The following is a 22,749-nucleotide window of genomic DNA, read 5'->3' as shown; positions in this document are numbered from 1 at the left end:
TAGACCAGTCGACTATTAATGCGGCAAAAAAACACCGTGCGTGATGCGCACGGTGTTCGGGAGGCCAGGTGGCTCAGGCCAACAGCTTCAACAACGTTTCAGCAACGGCTGCCGAGCTGGCAGGGTTTTGACCGGTCACCAATTGGCCATCGGTCACCACGTGAACCTGCCAGTCAGCCACTTTGGAGTAGCGCCCGCCAAGACGCTGGAATTCGTCCTCGATCAGGAACGGCACGACATCGGTCAGGCCCACAGCGGCTTCTTCAGCGTTGGTGAAACCGGTGACGTCCCGGCCCTGAATCAACGGCTTGCCATCGGCAGCCGTAACGTGGCGCAGCACGCCCGGCGCATGGCAGACGAACCCGTGGGGTTTGTTGCTGCGGTCGAAGGCTTCGATCAGTGCGATCGAGTGTTTGTCCTCGGCCAGATCCCACAGCGGGCCATGGCCACCGGGATAAAACACAGCATCGAAATCCTCAGCGCTGACATCCGCCAGACGCCCGGTGTTGGCCAGTGCCTGCTGGGCAGCAGGGTCCTTGCGGAAGCGCTCGGTTTCAGCGGTTTGCGCATCGGGCTCATCGCTTTTCGGATCAAGCGGAGGCTGGCCGCCAGCCGGCGATACCAGGGTGATCTGTGCACCGGCATCCTTGAAGGCGTAGTAGGGGGCCGCGAACTCTTCGAGCCAGAAGCCGGTTTTCTTGCCGGTGTTGCCAAGCTGATCGTGGGAAGTCAGAACCATCAAGATTTTCATAGAGCGCCCTGTGGTGGTCGGGTGTCCTCGACGGGTTCGTCTGCGACACCTTGGAAGGAATGACGGGCACAGCATAGATTCATATTAGACCGGTCGTCTAGTAAATTTTCACGGCCGTGTTTCCGCGCGATCACTGTGGCAAACTCCTGCTCATCAGAAATATACGACTGGTCTAATGTTTGGTATTTTGCGCCCATGAAACCGACCTACGACGATACCCGCCAACACCTGCTCGACACCGGCCACCGCATGATGGCCGAAAAGGGCTTCACCAGCGTTGGCCTGAGCGAGATCCTGCAGACCGCCGGTGTGCCCAAGGGCTCGTTCTATCACTACTTCAAATCCAAGGAACTCTACGGCCAGGCGTTGCTGGAGGATTACTTCGTCGGCTACCTCGCAGATATGGAGCGACGCCTGACACTGCCGGGGCTCAGTGCCTATGAGCGGCTGATGGATTACTGGCAGGGCTGGCAGAACCGCTGCACCCTGGAAGGTCACGGCGATGAATGCCTGGTGGTCAAGTTGAGCGCGGAAGTCGCCGACCTGTCCGAGTCGATGCGCCTCACCTTGCGTGACGGCGCCGAGCGCATCGTTGCGCGGATCACGACGTGCCTGGAAGAAGGGCAGCTGGATAACAGTGTGCCGGATGCTGATGCTCGTCAGCTGGCGGAAATCCTTTACCAGCTCTGGTTGGGCGCCAGTCTGCTGAACAAGCTGCAGCGCACCGGGCAGTCATTGCAGACCTCGATGGTGATGACGAAGCGGCTTTTGCAGCGGCCATCAAACTGAAGCGCCAGGCCTGTTGAGCGCCCCCGATTCTGGCGGCCTCGCCCTCAAGGTAGCGCGTAGATCTTGAACAGCTTCTTCGCCGCTTCGCCGGCGCCATCCAGGTACTTGTCGTACGCCTGCTCGATGTCGCCGGCGCGGTACATTTCACTCAGCGCAGTGTCGACCAGCAGACGGAAATCTTCGTCGTTTCGATCCAGCGCCATGGCCGTCGGCGCGTACTCGAAAATCCGCTCCAGCAGCACCAGGTGACCTGCGGGGTCATTCCTGCTCAGCAGATGCTTGAGCACCATGCGCTCAGCAAAGAATGCACTGGCTTTGCCATCGGCAACCTGTTTGAGGCCTGCATCGGCATTCTCCACCGTGACCAGCGTGGCCACCACGCCGAGCAAACGCATCTGCTGGTGTATCCACGCCTCGGTCACACCGCCGGCGATGGCAGCATACGTTTGATTGGACAGCCCAAGGTTCGCGGTGGCACGCCACGTTGGCCCGGTATGGGCCACCTTGCCATTGAGCACATTAAGCAACGGCTGGGAGGCGTCCTCGCGCACCACGGCCGAGAGACCGGCGGTGTAGACCGGCACCGAGTAGCTGACCTGAGAGCGCCGCGCCAGTGTCGGAGGGGTCGGCGTACAGAGAATGTCGATCTTCCCCGAATTGACGGCATTGATTTCGTCGTTGAGGGAAACAGGCTGGTAGGCGATCTTCAGCGCGGGCAACGCCAGTTCGCTTTTGACCTTTTCGGCGATTTTCAAACAGAGGTCGATGGCATATCCGCTGGCTTTATCGGCGACCTGCTCGCTGAACGGCGCGAAGTCCGGCAAGTAACCGAGGGTGAACGTATGGCTCGTGCGAATGCGCTCAAGCGTGCTGCTGTGGGCCATGACTGGCAATAGCGTCAGTAGGCAGACGAGTAGCAGCGGGTGGGATTTGCTCAGTTTCACGTTCATGTGCGGGTTCCTCGAATTCAGCTGTCTGAGCCGTCACGAAGACGGCGGTCAAGGGTTGTCGGCCCGGGGGGGAACCGGCACAGGCACGTCGACAAAACGTTTGGCGAGGAAGCCGTAGAGCAGGTAGCCGAACACCAGGACCAGAATGCCGCCGAACACCGCATCTTTGCCGCAGGCATACAACGCGTAGAGGGAGTACGCCACGGCCACCACCAACAGCAAGGTATTGCGGGTGTACACGCTGGCACTGACCTTGGCTTTGTACATCATGACCAGCAGCCCGGTGGCCGCTGTTACATAGGGAATCAGGTTGGTCACTGCGGCGAGGCTGACCAGTTTGCCGAACTGCGCACTGGCGTTCGGCGAAATGGTCGACAGCGCCATCAAGGTCTGCAGCACGCCGCAGACCAGCATCCCGACGATGGGGGCATTGCGGGCGCTGACCTTGCAGAACAGTTTGGGAAACATGCCCTGGTCAGCCGTCATCTTGGCGGTTTGCGCCAAGGTGAACTGCCAGCCCAATAGCGAGCCGACACATGCCATCACCGCCAACGCCATGATGATGTGGCCGACCGTCGGGTTGAACATGTGGGCATAAACCAGCGCGAACGGCGCGGACGAGTTAGCCAGCTCGGCATTCGGAATGATCCCCTGAATGACGGTCGTCGAGAGCACGTAGACAACCGCCGCTCCCAGTGTGCCGAACAGGCAGGCCAGCGGCACCGTGCGCGTGGGGTTCTCCACCGCGTCAGAGGCCTGCGCGGCCGATTCCATGCCGAGAAAGGCCCAGAGTGTCAGCGGAATTGCTTTGCTGATCGCTTCGGAAATGGGCAGGTGGTAAGGGTTCCAGGCGGCGATCAGCAGATCGGGTTTGAACCAGAACCATCCGATAAGGCTCAAGCCGGCGACCGGGATGATCACGCCCCAGACCGTAATCGCACCGATCTTGCCGGTAACGCCGGGGCCGCCAAAATTTGCCACGGTGGTTATCCAGAGCAAGCCGACCGTTCCGATGAACAAAGGAATGGCGCCGCTTCCCAGCCAAGGCAGGAACGACGTCATGTATCCCACTGCGGAGATGGCCACCGCCACGTTGGCGATGGCCAGTGACAGGAAATACAGATACGAGCAGAGGAAAAATCCCGACTTTGCGTGCGCCTCTTCGGTGTAGGCGGATAACCCGCCCGAGCGCAGACAGAAGATGCCGCACTGGGAAAAACAATACGCAATGGCCATGGAACCGACAGCGGTGACGATCCATGACAACAACGAGACCGCCCCGAGTTGCGCCATGCTGGTTGGCAACATGATGATGCCCGAGCCCATCATGTTGACGGTCACCAAAGTGGTGAGTCCCATCAGGCTCATTTTCTTGTTGGTGTCGGACATCGAAAACCCCTCGATCGGCGAAGTACATCAGCGCCCAGCCCTTGAACGCACTGCAGCGTGGTCATGGTCAATGTTCGCCGACGGTTGAGGTCAACGTGTCTGCCTTGCTTATCCAGCCTCCGCCCGTTGCCTTGTAAACATCGATCATGGCGGTGAACACCGAACCCCGGGTCCGGGTGTAGGTCAGCTCGGCATCGAACAGACTGCGCTCGGCATCCAGCACTTCTATGTAGCTGGTATAGCCGTTGTCGTAGCGCAGCCGGGCAAACCGGGTGTAGGTGCGCAACGCTTCGACCTGATTGCCTTGAGAAGTCATTTGCTCGCGGGATTTGCTCGCGGCAACCAAGGCGTTTTCAACATCCCTGAAGGCTGACTGGATCGACTGTTGGTAAGCCAGCAAGGTTTGTTTTTGAACGGCCTCGGCCTGTTGCACCTGGCCGGCGATCCCGCCAGCGGTGAAGAGCGGCATGCTGGCGGCGACTCCGTAAGACCAGGTGGCGGCCGGCCCGGTGAACAGGTTGGACAGTTGGTTACTGACCGAGCCCAACAATCCGGTCAGCGATATCGTCGGGAAATACAGCGCCTTGGCCGCACCGATTCGGGCGTTGGCGGAAACCAGATTCAACTCGGCTTGCCGCAGATCGGGGCGACGCTCAAGCAAGTCCGAAGGCAATCCTGCGGGCACCAATGGCAGCGACAGTTGTGTCAGCTCACGGCCTCTGATGATCGGGCCCGGATTGCGCCCAAGCAGCATCGCCAGATTGTTTTCCTGTTGCGCCACCAGTGACTCGAATTGCGCAACGGATGCCTGGGTGCGCTGGAATTCCGAAAGGTTTTGCGCCAATTCCATTTCAGAAATGGTCCCGGCACCGAAACGCAGTTTGAAGATTTCGTAGGAGTCGCCACGGGCCTTGGCCGTGGTGCGGGCGATTTCCAGTTGGCGGTCAAGATCGCGCAGCGCGATGTAACTCGATGCCACCGACGAGACCAGGCTGAGTATCACCGTCCGCCGACCTTCTTCCGAGGCCAGCAAGTCAGCCCGTGCCGATTCATTGAGTCGCCGCAAGCGCCCCCAGACGTCAAGCTCCCAACTCACACTCAGGGTGGCCTGATAATTCTGGTAAATCGGGTCGACGCTGGAGTCCAGCGGTACCGGGCCATTGTCGCGTGGCGCCCGGGAACGACTGCCTTGCGCGGCGGCGCCGATTTGCGGAAACAGCTGCGAACGCGCCACACCGTAACGGCCCTGAAACTCCTCGACCCGGGCCGCGGCGATCTTGATGTCTTTGTTCTGCGCCAGCGCGCTGCGGATCAAGTCATTGAGCACCGGATCGTTGAACTGTTCCCACCACAACGCGTTGGACAGGTCGTTGGCCTCTTGCTCTGCGTAGCGATAGGCCGCCGGAGTCTCGGTGGTCGGGCGCTGGTAGTCCGGGCCGAGCATGCAGCCGCTGAGCCCCAGACAAATCAACCACGACAAATGGCATGTGCGCATTCATTCCCCCTCATGTCTGTGCAGGGGAGCGCCACCGGGGATCTCTCCGGGCGATGTGAGCGAAGGCGGCGGGGTGGTCTGTTGCGGCGCGCCTTTTTTCTCGGTCAAGCGTTCAACCAGGTAGTAGAACAGCGGGATGAAGAAAATGGCGATGACTGTTGCCGCCAACATCCCGCCGATGACACCTGTGCCGATCGAGTGTCGGCTGTTTTCCGATGCGCCGACGGCAATGGCCAATGGGACACACCCGAGAATGAACGCCAGGGACGTCATCACGATAGGCCGCAGCCGCTCCCTGGCGGCGGTCATTGCCGCATCGTAGGCAGACATGCCGCTTTCCCGGTTCAGTACCGCAAATTCGAAAATCAGGATGGCATTCTTCGCGGCCAGGGCGACCAGCATGGTCAAGCCGATCTGGAAGTAAACATCGTTGCTCAGCCCGCGAATCAGTACCGCGAGCAGGGCACCGAACAACGCAAAGGGCACCGCCAGCAATACGCCGACGGGCAGGGACCATTTTTCGTACTGCGCGGCCAGGATCAGGAACACCATGACCAGGCCGAAGATGAACACCTGAGAGGAAGCGCCCCCGCTTTTTTTCTCCTCGAAGGCCTCGCCACTCAGGGCCAAGGCATAGTCATTGGTCATGATTTCAGCGCTGATCTCTTCCAGCGCCTTGAGTGCCTGACCGGAGCTGTAGCCGGGCGCGGCGTTGGCGGTGAGCTTGACTGCCGGGAAGTTGTTGAAGCGCGTCAGCAGGTCGGGGCCGGTGACGTAGCGGGTGGTCAGCAGCGCTTTGAGCGGCACCATCCCCAGGTTCTTGCTGCGCACATAAATCTGCTGCAAGTCATCAGCCTTGAGTCGGTAGCTCGGTTCAGCCTGCAGAATCACCTGCCACAGACGGCTGAACTTGTTGAATTGAGACACATACAGAGAACCGAACATGGTTTGCATGGTGCTGTACACGTCTTCGACCGGCACCCCCAGCGTCTCGGCCTTTTCGCGGTCGACATCGACCAGCAATTGCCGGGAAAACACATTGAAGGTCGAGGTGATGGCGCCGAGTTCCGGACGCTGCCTGGCTTTTGCGACAAGCATGCCGACCATCTCGGCCAGTTGCCCGACGCTGGCGTCGCCCTTGCTTTGAACCCACACCTCCATGCCGCCCGTGGTGCCGAGGCCCGGTATGGAAGGCGGGTTGACCGGCAAAATGATTCCGCCCTGTACCGTGGAAAAGGCCCGGGCCGCTTTCTGGATGAGCGCTGGAGCACTCTGTTCCTTGATGGTTTGCGAGTCCTTGTAGCGCTCTTCGAAATCCTTGAACCCGACGAAAAAAGCACCGGCATTGTTCTTGTTCTGGCCATCGAGCAGGCTGTAGCCGTTAACGATTGCGACACCCTCGACGGCCTCGTCATGCATGAAGAAATCACTGGCGACCTTGCCCACTTCAGCGGTGCGATCCAGGCTGGCGGCATCGGGCATGATCAGCGCGCCCAGCAGATACCCCTGATCCTCCGGTGGCAGAAAGGCACTGGGAATGCGCTGCGCCATCAGCGCAATCAAAACGATCATGCCGGCGAACAGCAGCAACGCCAGCACAAAGCGTTTGATCATGAACGCCACGGCACGCGAATAGCCCTCGGTCATCCGCTCGAAGCTACGTTCGAACCAGCGGAAAAAAGCGTTCTTTTCGCCTTGGTGAGGTTTGAGCAGCAGGGCGGCCAAGGCCGGTGAAAGCGTCAACGCTACCAAGCCGGAGATCACCACGGAGATGGCGATGGTGATCGCAAACTGTTTGTAGAGCTGCCCGGTGATGCCCCCCATGAAAGCCACCGGCACGAACACCGCACACAACACCAGCACGATCGCGACCACCGGGCCGGCCACTTCATCCATGGCGCGTTTGGCGGCGTCCTTGGGGTTCATCTTGTGTACGTGCATATTGCGTTCGACGTTTTCAATCACCACGATCGCGTCGTCGACCACGATGCCGATCGCCAGCACCATGCCGAACAGCGTGAGCATGTTCACCGAAAATCCCAGGGCGGACATGCCGATAAAGGTGCCGACAATCGACACCGGTACGGCGAGTACCGGGATCAGCGTGGCGCGCAGACTCTGCAGAAAGATGAACACCACCACGACCACCAGCACCAACGCTTCGAAAAAGGTGTGAATCACCTCGGAAATCGACGCGCGGGTAAACGCGGTAGTGTCCATCACGATCTTGTATTCGATCCCTTCGGGAAATGTCGTTTTCATTTGTGCCAGGGTCGACGTCACCGCTGCCGAGACATCGAGGGCGTTTGCCCCCGGTTGCTGATACACCGCAATCAGCGTGGCGGGACGTCCCTGATAGGTGCTGCGCAGCGAATAGTCCTTCTGCCCGAGTTCGGCGCGCCCTACATCCTTCAGGCGGACGATGGCCGCGCCGTCGTTGCTGGCGCGCAAGATGATGTTCTCGAATTCCGCAGGCTCCGTCAGGCGGCCCTTGGTGGTCACCGCGAACGATTGCTCCACGGCCTGGCCGGTCGGCGATTGCCCGACACGGCCGACGGCGAATTGCTGATTCTGGTTGGCGACCGCTGTCTGTACGTCAGCGGCGGTGATGCCCAGTTGCGCCATGCGATCGGGTTTGAGCCAGATCCGCATGGCGTAGTCCGGCGTGCCGAAAATGCTCGCCTGGTTGGCCCCCGGAATGCGCTTGATTGCATCCAGAATGTAGAGGTTCGCGTAGTTGGCGACGTAGGTGCTGTCATAGCGCTCGCCGGCGGAATACACGGCAAGCACCATCATGAACGCGGAAGATTTTTTCTGTACCTGAATGCCTTGGCTCTGGACGGCGGAGGGCAGTTGCGGCAAGGCCAGATTAACGCGGTTTTGCACATCGACCTGGGCAAGGGAGGGGTCGGTGCCAATCTCGAAGAATACGTTGAGGGTCATGTTCCCCGTCGCCGAGCTCGACGAGTTCATGTAGATCATGTTGTCGGCGCCGTTGACCTGTTGCTCGATCGGCGCTGCCACATTATTGGCCACCACCTGGGCATCGGCGCCGGGGTAGGTTGCCGAAACGGTAATTTGCGGCGGGGTAATATCCGGGTACTGGGCCACCGGCAATTTGGCCATGGCCACCGCGCCGGCCAGGGTGATGATGATTGAGATCACCGAAGCGAAAATGGGGCGATCAATGCAGTAGTGGGAAATACTCATGGGCTGTGCCCGGTGTCTTGCTGCGTGCTGGCAGCCATCGGTTTTGTCGGCGTCTGGTTAGCTGGCGGGGCAGGAGGGGCAATGATGTTCAGCGGACCTCCGGGCGTGACTCTGATCGCGCCGTCGACCACGATCCGTTCACCGGCCTGCAACCCTTGGGTAATGAACCAGTCGTCGCCGTGCCAGTCACCCACTTCGACCACCCGTTGCTCGGGCTTGCCCGCAGCATTAATCACCCACACGAAGTGGCTCTTGGCCCCCTCCAGAACGGCTTTTTGCGGTACGACGATGGCGTTCGGCCTGGTAGCGCCGATGGCCCGCGCCCGCACGAACTGGCCGGGACGCAATTGGCCGTTGGGATTGGCGACCACGGCGCGGACCAGAAAGGTGCCGGTGTCCTGGCTGTAGGAGGGCGCGGCAAAATTCAGTCGCCCCTGTTCGGGCAACACCGAGCCGTCGGCCAATACCACTTCCACGACAAATTCACTGCGCAGCGGGAATATGAGGTGCCCGGAAGCAATCTCTTCGCGGAACTTGAGCGTCTCATTTTCCGAAAGACTGAAGTTGACGTAGATCGGGTCCATCTGCGAGACGGTGGTCAGCAGTCCGGACTCACCGGGTGTGACGTAACTGCCTTCCTGCTTTTTGGCAAAGCTTGAAAGACCGGTAAGCGGGGAGGCGATGGTGGTGTAACTGAGGTTCAGCTGTTCGGTTCGCACCGACCCTTCGGCGGCCAGCACGGCGGCTCTGGTCTGACGCTCATCGCCGACGGCATTGTCCAGGTCCATTTTGCTGACAGCATTCTGCGCCGCCAGCGGCCGGACACGGGCGAGGGTGGCTTTGGCCACCTCCCAGCGTGCCTGCTGTTGAGCCAGTTGCCCCTGGGCCGAGAGCAATGAAGCTTCAAAGGGCTTGCGGTCCATCTGAAACAGCGTCTGCCCGGTTTTTACCAGGTCGCCTTCGGTGTACAGCCGCTTTTCCAGGAACCCGGCAACCCGGGCGCGGATCTCGACTTCGCGGGAGCTTTGGGTTTGCGCAACGAACTCGAAGGTCACCGGTGTCGTGCGTGCGGTGACCGTCATGATCGTGACATCAGGCGCTTGACGGGCGAGGGTCGGGGGTTCTTTGCCGCAGCCGGCGAGCAGGCTCAGGCTGCCGACGATAATGGCGACGGGCAAGCCGAGTTGCCTGCCAACACTCATGTTCCTGCCCATATTCTGCTCCGTGAAGGTTTCTCGGACAGACGCTTAGCCATTCGTTGGTCACAACGCTAGCACCGGCACTCAGTGGCATTTCTGACAATTATCAAAGAACACGATTTGCCAGCCGCGAGACCCATGGGTTGGCACCCAAACCATGGAGCAGCACACTCAGTAAAACGGTGCAGGCCGCTACAGCCACCAACGTACGACCGACTTGCAGAGGGTAGTCCAGAATCATCACGGCGAAGACAATACTTGCCAGGCCGCGCGGGCCGAACCAGCCGATGAACAGCCGGGTTTCGAAGTCGAAGTCGGTCCCTGCCAGACTGATGAGCACAGGCAGTACGCGAACCACGGTCAAGCTGAGCACTGCATACAACCAGATATTCAGCGTGAAACTGCTCCAGGCCCAGGGGATTACCTGCGCGCCAAACACCACCCAAGTGATGACGGAAAGCAGGCTGGCGAACTCTTCACTGGCCTTGAGCAGATCATGCTTTTGTTCAGCAAACAGATAACTGGCGAGCAGGCCGCCAACGAACGCCGCGATAAACCCGCTACCGCCTGATGCTTGCGCGGTGGCAAAGCAAACCAGCGCCAGTCCGGGTAGCGTCAGCTGCGACCACATGGGTGTTTGCCAATGGCGTTTCCCGGCGTAACGCTGCAACAACCAGGCGATCAACGTCAGGGCTACGCCGACGAGCGCGCCAATGCCAAGCTCCTCGGCAACCAGCTCCACCGCCAGCGAGACGGGCGACCGCGTCTGTTCTTCGATCAACAGGGCCAAGAACATCAACAGCACCGGCACGCAGATGCCGTCATTGAGCCCGCTCTCCACGTTCAATCCTTCACGCACGGATGCCGCCACCTTCGGATTGCTCACGACAGCCTTGCCCAGTGCGGCATCAGTGGGCGCCAGAAGAGTCGCCAAGATGGCCAGTTCGATCGGGGGAATCTGCGGAAACAGCCAGATGCCGACCAGCCAGCCACTGAGCATGGTCAACGGCAGCCCGATCAACAACAAGCGTAGCGGTAATCCTTCGTGGGCTTTCAGCACCTTGAGATCAGCGTTGGCTGCATCGCTGAAGAGCACAATTGCCAAGGTCAGTTCGGCCAGGATCCGGAGGCCGTCCTTGTCGATCCGGGGCAGCAGCAGGCCCAGGAATGCCGGGCCAAGAATCAGCCCGGCGAGCATGAACATCAGAGGCCCATTGAGCAGGCGCGACTCGAAACGTCCGGCAAACAGGCTATAGACAAGAAGGAAGGCGGCAAGCAGTGCCAGGTTCTGATACATCGGTCACCTGCCTGTCCGGGTTTAGATAGAAGGGATAAGGCAGGTTTAATTCATTGCTCGTAGCGTCTTCTGATAAAAATCAATGGATGTGAGGATTCCCCAATCGACTACCTGATCAGCTCCTGCGTCTCAGCTCCTGCGTCGACGTTCCAATAGAGAGAACAGGTACATGCCGGCCAGCATGGCCAACACGAATACGATGATCTGCCCGTGCCCGGTAAGCAGAATAGCAACGGCTGGCCCAGGGCAGATTCCCGCCATCCCCCAACCGATGCCGAACAGCAGGCTGCCGCCAATCAGGCGGGCATCCAGCTCCCGTTTCATCGGTAACTGCATAGGGGCTCCCAACAAGGATTGCTTGTTGTTACGCGCCCAATTCAGGGGGATAACCGCCACGGCGATGGCGCCTCCCATCACTAGAGCAAGTGACGGATCCCAGGCCCCGGCCACATCCAGGAAAGCCAGTACCTTGGCGGGGTTCGCCATGCCTGCCAGGAGCAGCCCAAGGCCGAAGATCAGTCCTGCGAAAAAAGCGCTCAGCTTGATCATTTTCAAGCCCCCACGACATGACGAATGACGTACACCGTTGCAAAACCGGCGAGCATAAAGCACATCGTTGCCGTGACGGATCGGGCGGACAGTCGAGAGATCCCGCAAACCCCATGACCACTTGTGCAGCCAGAGCCGTAACGGGTGCCCACGCCGACGAACAATCCCGCAATGATCAGCGTCGGCCATTCTGCCTTGATCTCGATCTGCGGCAGTACGGCAAACACTCCCCACAACAGTGGCGCGAGCATCAAGCCAAGAAGAAACAGTGCCTTCTCGCTCCAGCCTTCACTGCCAAATTGCATCACGCTGCCAATCAAGCCACTGATGCCGGCGATGCGACCATTGGCGAGCACGAATACCCCGACCGCCAGGCCTATCAAGGCCCCTCCGCCCAAGGCAGTCCAAGGCGTAAAGTTCAGCCAATCAATGCTCATTTTGTAGCTCCTGCACAGAAGTGCTGATTAAAAGCCATACATCACCGCGCGTGCCGTGGAGCTGTTGATTCGCTAGCCGGCGTGTTTTGCATCATTAAAAACCGCTCGATCTCCTCAACGGTACTTCGCGCCGTTCGGGTGACGCCGATCAGTGTCGCGGAAGCGGCACCTGTCCAGTCGCCATACCCCACCAGCCATAAGCGCGGCTCCTTGATCGAACGTGTACCTTCAACGATCACACGTCCATCGGCGGTACACACCCCCAGTGATGCCAGATAACCGAGGGCAGGGCGGAAGCCGGTGCACCAGATCACTACGTCGACCGGCGTTTGCGAGCCATCGGCCCACGTCACCCCGGTTTCGGTGAAACGCAGGAACGGCCGAACCGCATGGAGCACGCCACGCTCCCGAGCCTCGACGACTGGCGGGACCATCACGATATCGCCCAGGCCTCCGACCGGTTGTTCAATGACGGTCCCGGCGAGCTGGGCTTTCCAGCGTTCGGTGGCGCGCTCGAACAGCACGCGGCCATCGACCTCATCGGCGAGAAATTGTGGCGGCTGCGGAGTAACCCAGGTGGCGTCGGCCACTTTTGAGACTTCAGCGAGGATCTGTGCACCGGAGTTGCCACCGCCCACCACCAGGACTTTTTTCCCCGCAAAAGGCTTCGCATTGACGTAATGGGCCGAATGCAAATGCTGGCCGGTAAAGGTTTCACTGCCGGGGTAATGTGGCAGGTAAGGATGACGCCAGGTGCCGGTCGCACTGACCACTGCGCGGGCCAGCCAGCAACGGCCCTGGGCTTTGACCTGAAGTCGATCGCCCTGGCGCTCAACAGCATTGACCCAATAAGGCCGTTCTACAGGAAACTGATAGCGTTGCTCATACTGGCGCAGGTAATCGATCACGTTGTCACGACTGGGATAGCCGTCGGTGACCGGCGGCATCATCCAGCCGGCGATGGAGCTCCAGGTCGAAGGTGAAAACAATCGCAGGGAATCCCAGCCATGCCGCCACGCACCACCCGGTGCGGCTTCGGTATCAATGATCACAAACGAGCGCCCGGTGCGACGCAGGAAATAAGCCGCGGCGAGTGCAGACTGACCGCCGCCAATAATCGCGACATCCACTTCGGTACAGTTGGCAGTCATTGGGAGAGTCCTTGAGGCAGCGCAAGTCAGGCCAGATTAGCGCATCCGAATCGGGCGTTTGTTGATGATCCTCAAATGGCGGTATCTAGATCGCCGCCCAATCGGTTCGATGCTGCAGCAGAAAATCGACGAATGCCCGGACCCGCTGAGGAACGTAGCGGCCATGAGGGTAGAGCAGGGTGTAAGGCCGGGAGCGCCCATTGTAGGGTTGGAGTACCTCGACGAGGCGCCCATCGGCCAATTCGTTCTCGACAATGAATCGGTAAGTCTGGAACAGGCCAGCGCTGTGTTTGGCCAGAGTGACGCCGCCCAGCACATCGTCCGAGCAGCAATAGCGGCCCTCTGTGAAGATCTCCCGATGTTTGCCATCGACCTCGAACAGCCATGAGATGCGACGACCGCTGCTGGGCAGTTCAAATTGAATGCACTCGTGAGTGACAAGGTCATCCAGTGTCGTTGGCGTGCCGGCCCTGGTCAGGTATTCAGGTGTCGCGACCACGACCAGTTGTGCGTCCTCCAGCAAGCGGGCGATCAGGGTCGAGTCCGGTTGAGCCCGGACCCGAATCGCCAGATCGTAGCCTTCCGCCACAAAGTCGATATTTCGGTTACCCAAATGGATATCCACGCTGACGTCTGGATAAAGCGCCCGAAACTTCGGCAGAAGCGGCAGGATCCGGTGATGCCCATAGGTGGTCGGAAGACTGATGCGCAACCGCCCTGAAGGCGTCGATTGAGCGCCCATGACTTCTTGCTGTGCTTCCACCAGTTGCGTCAGGGCCTGTCGGCATTGTTCATAGAACACCCGGCCCGGTTCAGTCATCCGGATGCTGCGTGTGGTTCTGACGAAGAGGCGTGATCCCAAACGCTCCTCTAGACGCAAAATCGAGCGGCTTACTGCAGCAGGCGTCACACCGGCTACCTGCGCGGCTGCCGTAAAACTGCCCGTTTCCGAGGCCAGGCAAAATAGCTCGATGCTTCCTAGCTGCAGGTCATCAAAATGACGCTTCATATTCATCACACCGAGTATTCGCGAAGTGCCCAAAGCATACCGATGTCGATGACGCAGTGGCGAGTGCCGCGGCTTTTATTCATTACACAGCGTCATAAATGAAGTAACCGAGCCCGCATTTATTCATTCAAGGCCAGCTTATAGAGTTCATTCCACTTGCCGTCTCATCATGCCGATGAGACGCGAACTGGAGACTTTCCCGTGCCTTTCATCAACGTTCGTATCACCCGCGACGGCGTTACCAAAGACCAAAAAGCACAGGTGATCGCCGAGATCACCCAGACCATGCAGACGGTGCTCAACAAAGACCCGCACCTGACGCACATCGTGATCGAGGAAGTCGATACCGATAACTGGGGCTACGCAGGAATAACCACGACCGAGTACCGCCAGTCGCTGGTGGAGCCCAGGTAATGCTGAGGCACCTGAAACCGCTTTTTTAAACTATCGAGGCATTATCATGAGCCATTCAAAAAAAGTCGTTGTGGTCACTGGCGCATCCCAGGGTCTGGGCGCGGGCATCGTCGAAGGTTTTCGTAAACTCGGTTATCAAGTGGTGGCGACTTCACGCTCCATCCAGCCGTCATCGGATCCGGACATCCTGACCGTCGCCGGTGACATTGCCGATCCGGCGACGTCCGAGAAAATCATCCGCGAAGGCGTAGCGCGTTTTGGCCGCATCGACACATTGGTGAACAACGCCGGGATCTTCCTCGCCAAGCCGTTCACGGCCTATACCCGCGAAGAGTATGTAAATACCGTGGCCACCAACATGGGCAGCTTCTTCCATATGTCGCAGCAGGCGATTGCCCAGATGGAGAAGCAAGGCGAGGGCGGTCATGTGGTCAGTATCACCACGTCGCTGGTCGATCACGCTATCGAGGGCGTGCCATCGGTGCTGGCGTCGCTGACTAAAGGTGGGATGAACGCCGCGACCAAATCCCTGGCGATTGAGTACGCCAAGCGCGGCATCCGCGTTAACGCGGTGTCGCCGGGCATCATCAAGACCCCAATGCATGGCGAGGAAAGCCACGCCGCACTGGGCCGCCTGCATCCGGTCGGCCACATGGGCGACGTGCAAGACATCGTCGCAGCGGTGTTGTATCTGGACAGCGCCCACTTCGTCACGGGCGAAATCCTGCACGTTGATGGTGGCCAAAGCGCCGGCCACTGATGGAGACGGCGGTCTGGCCAACCAGGCGACCGGCAATCTGAAGCAAGAAGCCGCCATCGGCGGCTTCTCCCATCACATTTGAGGGGCGTTGCGCGCAGCGATCGCGACGGTGGTCGGCGAATCTGCAAGTGGGACGAATTGCCGTGTCGCGCCATCAAGTGCATCGATGCATCCGGCTTCGATGTCATACACCCAGCCGTGCAGATTCAGCCGCCCTTGCTCGAGCGCGAGGGCCACTGATGGATGCGTACGCAGATTCGCCAGTTGCGCGATCACGTTTTCACGCACAAGGCCATCGAGCTTGGCGCCGGGCGTATCGAACTCATGCGCCGCGTTAATCGCTTTCGCGGCGTCCGCGTGACGGAGCCAGTTAGCAACCGCTGGCAGGTGGTCCAGACAAGTGCAGCGAGAAATCGCGCCCATCGCGCCGCAGTCCGAATGGCCGCAGATCACGATGTCCTGGACGCCCAGCACCGCGACCGCATATTCGACGGTGGCCGAAACGCCGCCGGGCTCGGGGCCGTAAGACGGCACAATATTGCCGGCGTTACGAATCACGAACAGTTCGCCCGGTTCACGCTGCGTAAGGAGTTCCGGCACAACACGACTGTCCGAGCAGGTGACAAACAGCGCCTTGGGATTTTGTGCCGTCGCGAGCTGCTTGAACAGCTCGACACGCTGAGGATAAACCTCGCGCTGAAAGCGCAGAAAGCCGTCAATGATGTCACGCATGAAGTTCTCCAAACCCGATTAACAGATGTGGGCACAAGCACTCAGTGTGCTATCGCGCCGCGGTGGCGGGTATTATCGCAAACGTTGCGCGGGTTAGCTGTACTTGACTTGATGCCTGCAATCTACAGGCATTGGTGCATGTCCATTTTCTTGAATCAGCGTCTTCACTCTAAATGATTGTATTGCAAGACAATTCAAGTAATGTTTCAGTAACCTGTGTTTTTATTCATCACAATAAACACAGTTTAGTGAAACGGCGTTCAATAAAATCAATAGGTTACATACCTGTGTTTTTTTAGACAAGCGGCACTGGTCAGTTCGCAAGCGCTGCCTAGCCTTATAAGGAGGAATTACCTTCCGAGGCCCGCAGCCATGATCGCGATCGGCACCTTTGTTCACACCACGCGCAGCCCAGAGCTCTGTTACGTCCTCAGAACTAATAGGGATAACGACGAGCTTTATCTTCGTCGGTTAGGAGATGGAGAAAGGTTCTTGGTGCCATCACAGCACGTAGTTGCTGAAGAGAACCCTTCAGACCGTTTTCGAGAGCACGTCCGAAAAATGGTTAAAAAAGCAGTGTCTTCAGGCTCAGCAAGTCATAAAGACTATAATGATTTTTCTGAGTATTTGAGTGAGTATCTTCGGCTGGCATCTATTAGCGGAACAACATATCAAGTTGATGCGACCACTAACTTTTTAGTGTTAGCAGTACTGGAGCAAGACTACGGAGGCTATAAGCGTTCTGTAGAGGTGATTTATTTAGATGTATGTTGGTTCTGTTCTCAACTAGGAATCGACGTCCCAGCTAGATCGCTGGTAAAGGCTAGACTTGCAAGTAGCAAGAGCGACGACTTCGTGGAGCCGGTAATTGGAGCGGGCAAAGATGAAGTATGACCCTGGCAATTTGGTCTTTCTGCGCAATAGTCCGGGTGTATTTACGGTAGAAAGTTACGACTCCGCAAAAAATCGTGTTCGCCTCAAAGGATCATTGCCGGGGCTAATTGAAGAACCTGAAGAAAATGTTGTTCGGGTGTCAGATGATGGCGTCGAAGATATTAGATGCAGGGCTATCTCCAACTCACTTATTCTTGAGGGAGACATTCGGCCTGTATCACCATTTACCCCGGAAGAGACAGAGTTCGCTAAAAGCCGTGAAGTACTAATGATACGGCTCATAGAAGAAGAGATAACGCTTGACGAGGCTAAGGTTCTTATGGGTCTTGGCGCTACAATGGTCAGAAAACTCAGGAATGAGTACTTGGTACACAAGTCATGGACGGTTTTTATTCGGAAAAAATCTGGGCGTCCTAAAGGCGAGACTCAATTCTCCACTGTTGTTGAAGAACTGATTGTAGAGCTCGCGAAAGATTATACTGGCCCTGGTGCTAACGAGCAGCGGGTAATCGATACGATCATCACAATCTGTAATGATAAAGTTGGGGTTGCACCATCGCCCAGCACAATACGGCGGCGGTTACGAGTGATTCTCACTGAGCGCGACAGGGTCAAGATCAAGAAGGGGAATGAAGCAGCAGCAGACGAATTTGGCAGCTACCCATTTGGAATGATTCCATCAGCGCCTCTTGAAATTGTTGAAGCCGATGGTAGTCCTCTTGACCTCCATGTGAGATGTAAACACACGGGTCGAGTTTTAGGCCGTCCATATCTGATGTTAGTAAAGGACAAATTCACGAAAGCGTATCTGGGCTTCGCGCTCTATTTTGGTGCGCCTAGCCGATGGACGTTGGCTCAAGCTATAGAGATGGCCATCAAACCAAAGGACGAGGTTCTTCGTGCACTAGGACTTGACGAAACTTACCAATGGATCCAGTACGGGCGGTTTTCCGTCCTATTGGTAGACGGAGGCCCAGACCTCAACGCAAATACCGTAAAAGCAGCCTGCGCGCTCCATGGTGTTAAGCACAAGCGGAGAAGGCGTAAGCAGAGCGGCGGATCAATTGAGCGAGGGCTTGGAATAATACTTCGTTATTACATTCAGACTCTTGAGGGTGCCGTACCGTCATCCGGAAAAAAGCCGCGTGGTAAAAAGGTACAAGACTCGGCACTTTATTCATTGGACGACGCATACAAGTTGGTCGTCACTGAAATCTGCCGTCGGCACGAAAAAGTGGGTTCCGATGGGCTGACTCCGAATCAGCGCTGGACAAATGCCTACGGAAAGCATGATGGGGTAATTACAACTCCACCGAGGTTTGAAGATCCCTTAGCTTTTGTGATTGAAATGTACCATGAGCATCGTGTAACGGTTAGACGGGAAGGGATAGTTGTGATTGGGCTGCTGTATGAGCCTGGGCCGTATTTCAATAAGTCGAAAACTCGAGTCAGGGTGAAAATTGATAATTCCGACATCGATCGTGCCTGGGTTGAGCATGAAAAAAAATGGGTTCCCATCAAAAGGCTCGGGTTAGACCTGGATAATCTTCGACCTTATAAGTACGGCCCCATCTCGATGTTGGTGTATAAGGCTTATAAATACAGCCAACCCAGACCAGGTTCGCTTACCGCAGCTGGCGAAGGGGTGCATTTGAGTCAGCGGGCGCTTAAAAAACAAATTGAGATTGAGGCACGGGATAGGGCTCGTAACATTGCGAATGGCCTGCAAGCCGATGCGGTTGGCGCATTTGCTCAGTCTCCCATCCGTCCAGTTCCACACAGAGATGAAGAGTTGGGAGACTTTGATGAGGCAGAAGTTGAACCTCTGAAAGGTATTTTCATATGAAACCTAACTCTGAAGAATTCGCTAACTTAACCGACGAACAGCGGATAATCGCTTGCATGCGGGAGATTTTTCTACCGCGAGACGTCGCTATGAGAGCGATCGACAGTTACAAGAGTTTGTTGAGATTGCCTCGGATGTCTTATAACTCCGGGATGTCTATTAAAGCGCTGGCTGGCCAAGGTAAGAGCACCATCGGAGCTTTGATTGCAACGCAAAGTTGCACCTTAGATTCCAACTGGCCGGGAAAAGTCATTTATATTGATTTGGTTAGGAATGTCGCAAACCTGGATTTGACCAAACTAATGCTAATGGAGGTTGGGCTCCAGCTTCATCCAGATCACAGACCCCTTAATAAAAGTTACCGCGACGTCGCCATGGCGGAGAGGTTGATCCGGGAAAACAATGTGCGAGGAGTCTTTATTGACGAAGCGCCGATACTTTTGGCTCTGAGTAGTAAGAAGCTCGAGATCGAATTAGGTGCCATCAAAGGTTTTTCTGGTGTCAATTGGGCTATGAACGTCTGTTTAAGTGGAGATCCTAGGCAGCTTGAAAAACTATTTACCATAGATGCTACCATAAGCACGCGGTTCAACTTGCGGAGTGCTAATTTGCCTCCGCTCGCATATGACAAGTCTTTTTACGCGTTTGTATCGGGTTTCGTGAATCTAATGCCCCTCAAGCAGGCATCTATTGTAGATAAGTCTTTCTGTGTAAAGCTGCTTGAGCTGTCAAAAAGAGTAATAATAATTGACGCCACTAAGGAAGAATATTCTCCACTCAGGACGATTGTTGAAGTTCTGAGAGAGGCATCCATGCTTGCCATTGTGAGCGGGGATGAGTATTTAAATTGTGAGTCTCTGCAGAGAGCTTTCGATGTTCTGCAGCATAAAGCAGATAGGCCGGTATACGTCAAAAAATACAGCGTCGCTGGGGAATAATGAAGTCATGCCGAAGCCTTGGAATTCAGATTTTAAAAGACTGTGGTCTAAACTTTCAGGTAATGAGGAGGTTTATCTGGTCGTGTCTAATTCTCTTCGGAGTCATTATTCGGCCGAAAACCAAAAAGCCGTGCGCCCGATTTTTCTCATTGCTGGAGTTTCGGGGGCAGGTGCTTCGTCGCTATGTGACAAACTTGAAATGGAACTTGTAAAACAAGAGAAAAAAATACTTACAGTTCAGCGTTATCCCCAAAAAGGAACTACGCTATTTTCTTCCGACCTGGTTTGCTCCTTGAGAATTCCAGAAGAGATGTTGGCCGACTTTCGACGGCACGGCGCCAAGTCGACTTTGGAGCAAGCATATTGGCACTTGATATCTGAAAGGGCATACGACTGTCTGGTAATTCGTGACGTGCATGAGTGGCTTCAGCCTGGCTCACAAACAGCCGCACAATCTTTGCGGAGCATACAGGAACTAATGAGTCGTTGTGGTGACATTCCAGCTGCGATATTTGGAGCGCCGGGTGCCGTGCGGCAAGTGATGGAGACGATCTCCAGCAGCGAGGGTTCTATACACGAACTTCACCTTGTCCCAATGGCCAACGACGAGCGATTTGAACGTTTTTTAACTGATGTAATGGTTAGGTTGTTTTACAGCCGTGATGATGTGACTGACATCCCATCACTGGATAGTAGAGTGATCCACTTCAGATCTGGAGGTTATGTCGGAATTGCGGCCAGCCTGGTACAAATGGCATTGGCTGATCACGGTCTAAGGGTGTATGAAGAGTCATCTATCTCCAAATCAATCCTGCTGGCACCGCGCCCCGGGGAGGCATTTTCCTCATGGATGGGAAGACTTTCAGTCTGCGCGGATAGTAGCTCACAACTCAACGCGGTTGACATCTTTGCCAGTCATTGCACTTCAGTGACGTTCGATCCTGATATGTTGCATGAGAGGATTGATATCAGGCAATGTTTTAGCGACCGAGAGCAAGATGTCTTCAGGCATTTTGAGCGCGGATCAAGTAGCTACCTCTCGTTTAAGCATGGTACGAACTATTGCCCCGAATGCTTCAAGGTGGATATTAAGGAAGCGGGTCTGCCAGCATGGCGCTTAGCTTGGCGTCAGGAGGGGATGTGTGTTTGTTGCGAGCATGAGACTCCTGTAATTCTGCTTAGCCTTTCGACCCCTCATTTCTCCCCATTGGATAAGGCGTGGCGTGCATATTGCGAATACGTCAGCAGCCCAAGCTCGAGGTTGCTTGTTAGCTTTCCGCTCACGAGCGATGGCGTGAATGCCATCTCAGATAATGAGATGTTGCTCCAATTAGCTGCCAGGGTTCAGAACTGGATTTTCACCGATACGCAGCTTAACCCGAATCAAAAGCCGTCTAAGGCGGTAGTGGATTTTTTGCTAGGGATCTGGCTGTGTGATCCTTCTTGGCGAACGGCTTCTGGATTTGCTTGTTCCTTCTTCTTTCCTCAGCGCAGAGGCAATAGCGCGAACCCAGTTTCAGTTGGTTCTTTTGCAAGTGAGCCACCTCACTACTCGTGGGCAACTCCGCGTCACTTAGCGGTTGCTTATTGGATACTTGGTGTGGCGTTCGAGGTGATTTCCCGCGATGAGGCGGAGTTAATCCGAGAAGTATGTCGACCGTACTCCCTACCATTCCCAGTAGATCGGACTGAAATCAAAAGGGCAGGGCTGAGCGTTCATAGTCATCTCATCAGGGACGAGCTTATTGCGTTAGCCTATGCGACATTCAGTGCAGGAGATTTATCTCAGCTGATTTGGGCGTTGGAATAGCCCTAGACGTCGAAACCTAGAGAACTACTGTGCTTCCTCTGCGAGTGTTTTAGGCACATATAAAAACCAACCACTGAATTTAATTATAAGCGCTAACGCTTTATCTGAACGTGCCTTCGCATGCATATAGGTAATTCCCGTAAATTGACATATACGGAATATACTAATACGACTACACACAGTCGCGCAGTTCAGGATATATTGACAGGAGAAGCCACAGATATGGTAGTTGGCCATCATGGCTGATAATTACCATATTTGTAATAATCTACCCGAGACACTCTTCTGGTCATGAACGAATTTCACCCGCAAATCGCCGTCCGGAGGTGGATGTGACATTCCGACTGACGGCTTGTCGTCTCGAACATCATTAGGCCGATTTTTTGCTTAACTTATTGAAAATCTTGTAGATGTCCTAGCGTTTATTTTATTTTACAGGCCGGCTAGCCCTCTGCCTCGCATGGGCAATTGAGCTACACTCAAACGATGGTCTAATCCAATCGAAAAGGTCTGATTATGGCGCGCTCTCATCCTCTCCTCGAGGCACGACTGTTAGAATATGAATTCGAAAAAGTCTTTCGGGAACTCGAACAACGCAAGCAGGAGCCAGAGTATGTCCAGGATGTCGAGTTTTTCAGTAAATTGAAAGAGCTCAGGCTAAAATACGGCTATTCACTGACGGAGGTCGTGGATCTCTTAGTAAGTCGATATGTGGGGGCGGTTGACATGCTTCCGGGAGGGGTAGGGTCGATAAATACTAAGGCGGTCAAGCAGCTTGTGGATATATACACCGAATCACGAGATCAAAATGACTTGCCTGATCGAGGAAAAAGTTTATCGAGTGCCAGTGTTGAGCAAATTTAATCTTGACCCCTGAGGTGAAGCAGAAATGAATCGAGTTCAAGAGCTTCTGTTTATAACAAACAGAATTACTAAGGAGTACGAATCGTTAATTCCTTTGTTGCGCGATCCTGAAGTGGTGAAGGCTGTATCTTTTTTTACTGAGCTAGACTTGCTAGCAGAGAACTATGAGTTTACGGCGCTCGATATCATCCGACTTATAGATCCAAGCCGAGCAGAGAGTATGCTTAATGAATCCAAGGGGGTTGTTAAGACCTTGAAAAAACCG

General features: G+C 56.0%; 19 protein-coding genes. 7 read left to right on the top strand and 12 right to left on the bottom strand.

Annotation, left to right across the window (positions count from 1 at the left end):
- Nucleotides 1-73: 73 nt before the first annotated feature.
- Nucleotides 74-751, bottom strand: a complete 678-nt coding sequence (locus tag ACYZUM_RS10690; RefSeq protein ID WP_108182715.1) for a type 1 glutamine amidotransferase domain-containing protein — start codon at nucleotides 749-751, stop codon at nucleotides 74-76.
- 195 nt (nucleotides 752-946) lie between these two features.
- Here ACYZUM_RS10690 and ACYZUM_RS10685 point away from each other — a divergent pair, with 195 nt between their 5' ends.
- Complete coding sequence (locus tag ACYZUM_RS10685; protein ID WP_108182714.1) at nucleotides 947-1,540, top strand: TetR/AcrR family transcriptional regulator; 594 nt, start codon at nucleotides 947-949, stop codon at nucleotides 1,538-1,540.
- A 44-nt stretch (nucleotides 1,541-1,584) separates the two neighbouring features.
- Here the strand turns inward: ACYZUM_RS10685 and ACYZUM_RS10680 are convergent, their stop codons facing one another.
- From ACYZUM_RS10680 to ACYZUM_RS10635, 10 genes are all read right to left on the bottom strand, one after another.
- Complete coding sequence (locus ACYZUM_RS10680; protein ID WP_108182713.1) at nucleotides 1,585-2,490, bottom strand: amino acid ABC transporter substrate-binding protein; 906 nt, start codon at nucleotides 2,488-2,490, stop codon at nucleotides 1,585-1,587.
- A gap of 48 nt (nucleotides 2,491-2,538) precedes the next feature.
- Nucleotides 2,539-3,879, bottom strand: a complete 1,341-nt coding sequence (gene potE, locus ACYZUM_RS10675) for a putrescine-ornithine antiporter (protein ID WP_108182712.1) — start codon at nucleotides 3,877-3,879, stop codon at nucleotides 2,539-2,541.
- A gap of 67 nt (nucleotides 3,880-3,946) precedes the next feature.
- Complete coding sequence (locus ACYZUM_RS10670) at nucleotides 3,947-5,374, bottom strand: efflux transporter outer membrane subunit (protein ID WP_108182711.1); 1,428 nt, start codon at nucleotides 5,372-5,374, stop codon at nucleotides 3,947-3,949.
- On the bottom strand, nucleotides 5,375-8,584 hold the full coding sequence (locus ACYZUM_RS10665; RefSeq protein WP_108182710.1) for an efflux RND transporter permease subunit: 3,210 nt from the start codon (nucleotides 8,582-8,584) through the stop codon (nucleotides 5,375-5,377).
- Complete coding sequence (locus tag ACYZUM_RS10660) at nucleotides 8,581-9,786, bottom strand: efflux RND transporter periplasmic adaptor subunit (protein ID WP_254616347.1); 1,206 nt, start codon at nucleotides 9,784-9,786, stop codon at nucleotides 8,581-8,583. The genes ACYZUM_RS10665 and ACYZUM_RS10660 overlap by 4 nt, the downstream gene beginning before the upstream one ends.
- 103 nt (nucleotides 9,787-9,889) lie before the next feature.
- Nucleotides 9,890-11,080: a cation:proton antiporter gene (locus tag ACYZUM_RS10655; protein ID WP_108182709.1), complete on the bottom strand. Its 1,191-nt coding sequence runs from the start codon at nucleotides 11,078-11,080 to the stop codon at nucleotides 9,890-9,892.
- A gap of 129 nt (nucleotides 11,081-11,209) precedes the next feature.
- Nucleotides 11,210-11,629 (bottom strand): DUF6691 family protein, encoded by a 420-nt coding sequence (locus ACYZUM_RS10650; RefSeq protein WP_086791216.1) that lies wholly within the window; start codon nucleotides 11,627-11,629, stop codon nucleotides 11,210-11,212.
- Nucleotides 11,630-11,631: 2 nt separating this feature from the next.
- On the bottom strand, nucleotides 11,632-12,066 hold the full coding sequence (locus ACYZUM_RS10645; protein ID WP_108182708.1) for a YeeE/YedE family protein: 435 nt from the start codon (nucleotides 12,064-12,066) through the stop codon (nucleotides 11,632-11,634).
- 41 nt (nucleotides 12,067-12,107) lie between these two features.
- Complete coding sequence (locus tag ACYZUM_RS10640; RefSeq protein ID WP_108182707.1) at nucleotides 12,108-13,217, bottom strand: ArsO family NAD(P)H-dependent flavin-containing monooxygenase; 1,110 nt, start codon at nucleotides 13,215-13,217, stop codon at nucleotides 12,108-12,110.
- An 85-nt stretch (nucleotides 13,218-13,302) separates the two neighbouring features.
- Nucleotides 13,303-14,226, bottom strand: coding sequence for a LysR family transcriptional regulator (locus tag ACYZUM_RS10635; protein ID WP_108184392.1), 924 nt, complete (start codon nucleotides 14,224-14,226; stop codon nucleotides 13,303-13,305).
- Between the two features lie 201 nt (nucleotides 14,227-14,427).
- Between ACYZUM_RS10635 and ACYZUM_RS10630 the strand changes: the two genes are divergently transcribed.
- The gene (locus ACYZUM_RS10630; RefSeq protein WP_108182706.1) at nucleotides 14,428-14,640 is read left to right on the top strand and encodes a tautomerase family protein; all 213 of its coding nucleotides are present in this window, start codon (nucleotides 14,428-14,430) and stop codon (nucleotides 14,638-14,640) included.
- A 46-nt stretch (nucleotides 14,641-14,686) separates the two neighbouring features.
- Nucleotides 14,687-15,400 (top strand): SDR family NAD(P)-dependent oxidoreductase, encoded by a 714-nt coding sequence (locus ACYZUM_RS10625; RefSeq protein WP_095669183.1) that lies wholly within the window; start codon nucleotides 14,687-14,689, stop codon nucleotides 15,398-15,400.
- A gap of 72 nt (nucleotides 15,401-15,472) precedes the next feature.
- Here the strand turns inward: ACYZUM_RS10625 and ACYZUM_RS10620 are convergent, their stop codons facing one another.
- A complete protein-coding gene (locus ACYZUM_RS10620; protein WP_041063919.1) occupies nucleotides 15,473-16,132 on the bottom strand; it encodes a carbonic anhydrase in 660 nt (219 codons plus the stop codon).
- A gap of 372 nt (nucleotides 16,133-16,504) precedes the next feature.
- Here ACYZUM_RS10620 and ACYZUM_RS10615 point away from each other — a divergent pair, with 372 nt between their 5' ends.
- The 4 genes from ACYZUM_RS10615 to ACYZUM_RS10600 are packed head-to-tail and all read left to right on the top strand — an operon-like array spanning nucleotide 16,505 to nucleotide 21,620.
- Nucleotides 16,505-17,026, top strand: coding sequence for a hypothetical protein (locus ACYZUM_RS10615; RefSeq protein ID WP_142579770.1), 522 nt, complete (start codon nucleotides 16,505-16,507; stop codon nucleotides 17,024-17,026).
- A complete protein-coding gene (locus tag ACYZUM_RS10610) occupies nucleotides 17,016-18,872 on the top strand; it encodes a hypothetical protein (protein WP_052491525.1) in 1,857 nt (618 codons plus the stop codon). The genes ACYZUM_RS10615 and ACYZUM_RS10610 overlap by 11 nt, the downstream gene beginning before the upstream one ends.
- Nucleotides 18,869-19,810: a hypothetical protein gene (locus ACYZUM_RS10605; protein WP_052491526.1), complete on the top strand. Its 942-nt coding sequence runs from the start codon at nucleotides 18,869-18,871 to the stop codon at nucleotides 19,808-19,810. The genes ACYZUM_RS10610 and ACYZUM_RS10605 overlap by 4 nt, the downstream gene beginning before the upstream one ends.
- A gap of 7 nt (nucleotides 19,811-19,817) precedes the next feature.
- Nucleotides 19,818-21,620 (top strand): TniQ family protein, encoded by a 1,803-nt coding sequence (locus tag ACYZUM_RS10600; RefSeq protein ID WP_162184578.1) that lies wholly within the window; start codon nucleotides 19,818-19,820, stop codon nucleotides 21,618-21,620.
- Nucleotides 21,621-22,749 lie beyond the last annotated feature (1,129 nt).

The organism is Pseudomonas sp. m6p (genome assembly GCF_055760375.1).
This window is presented reverse-complemented; position numbering and strand designations above follow the sequence as displayed.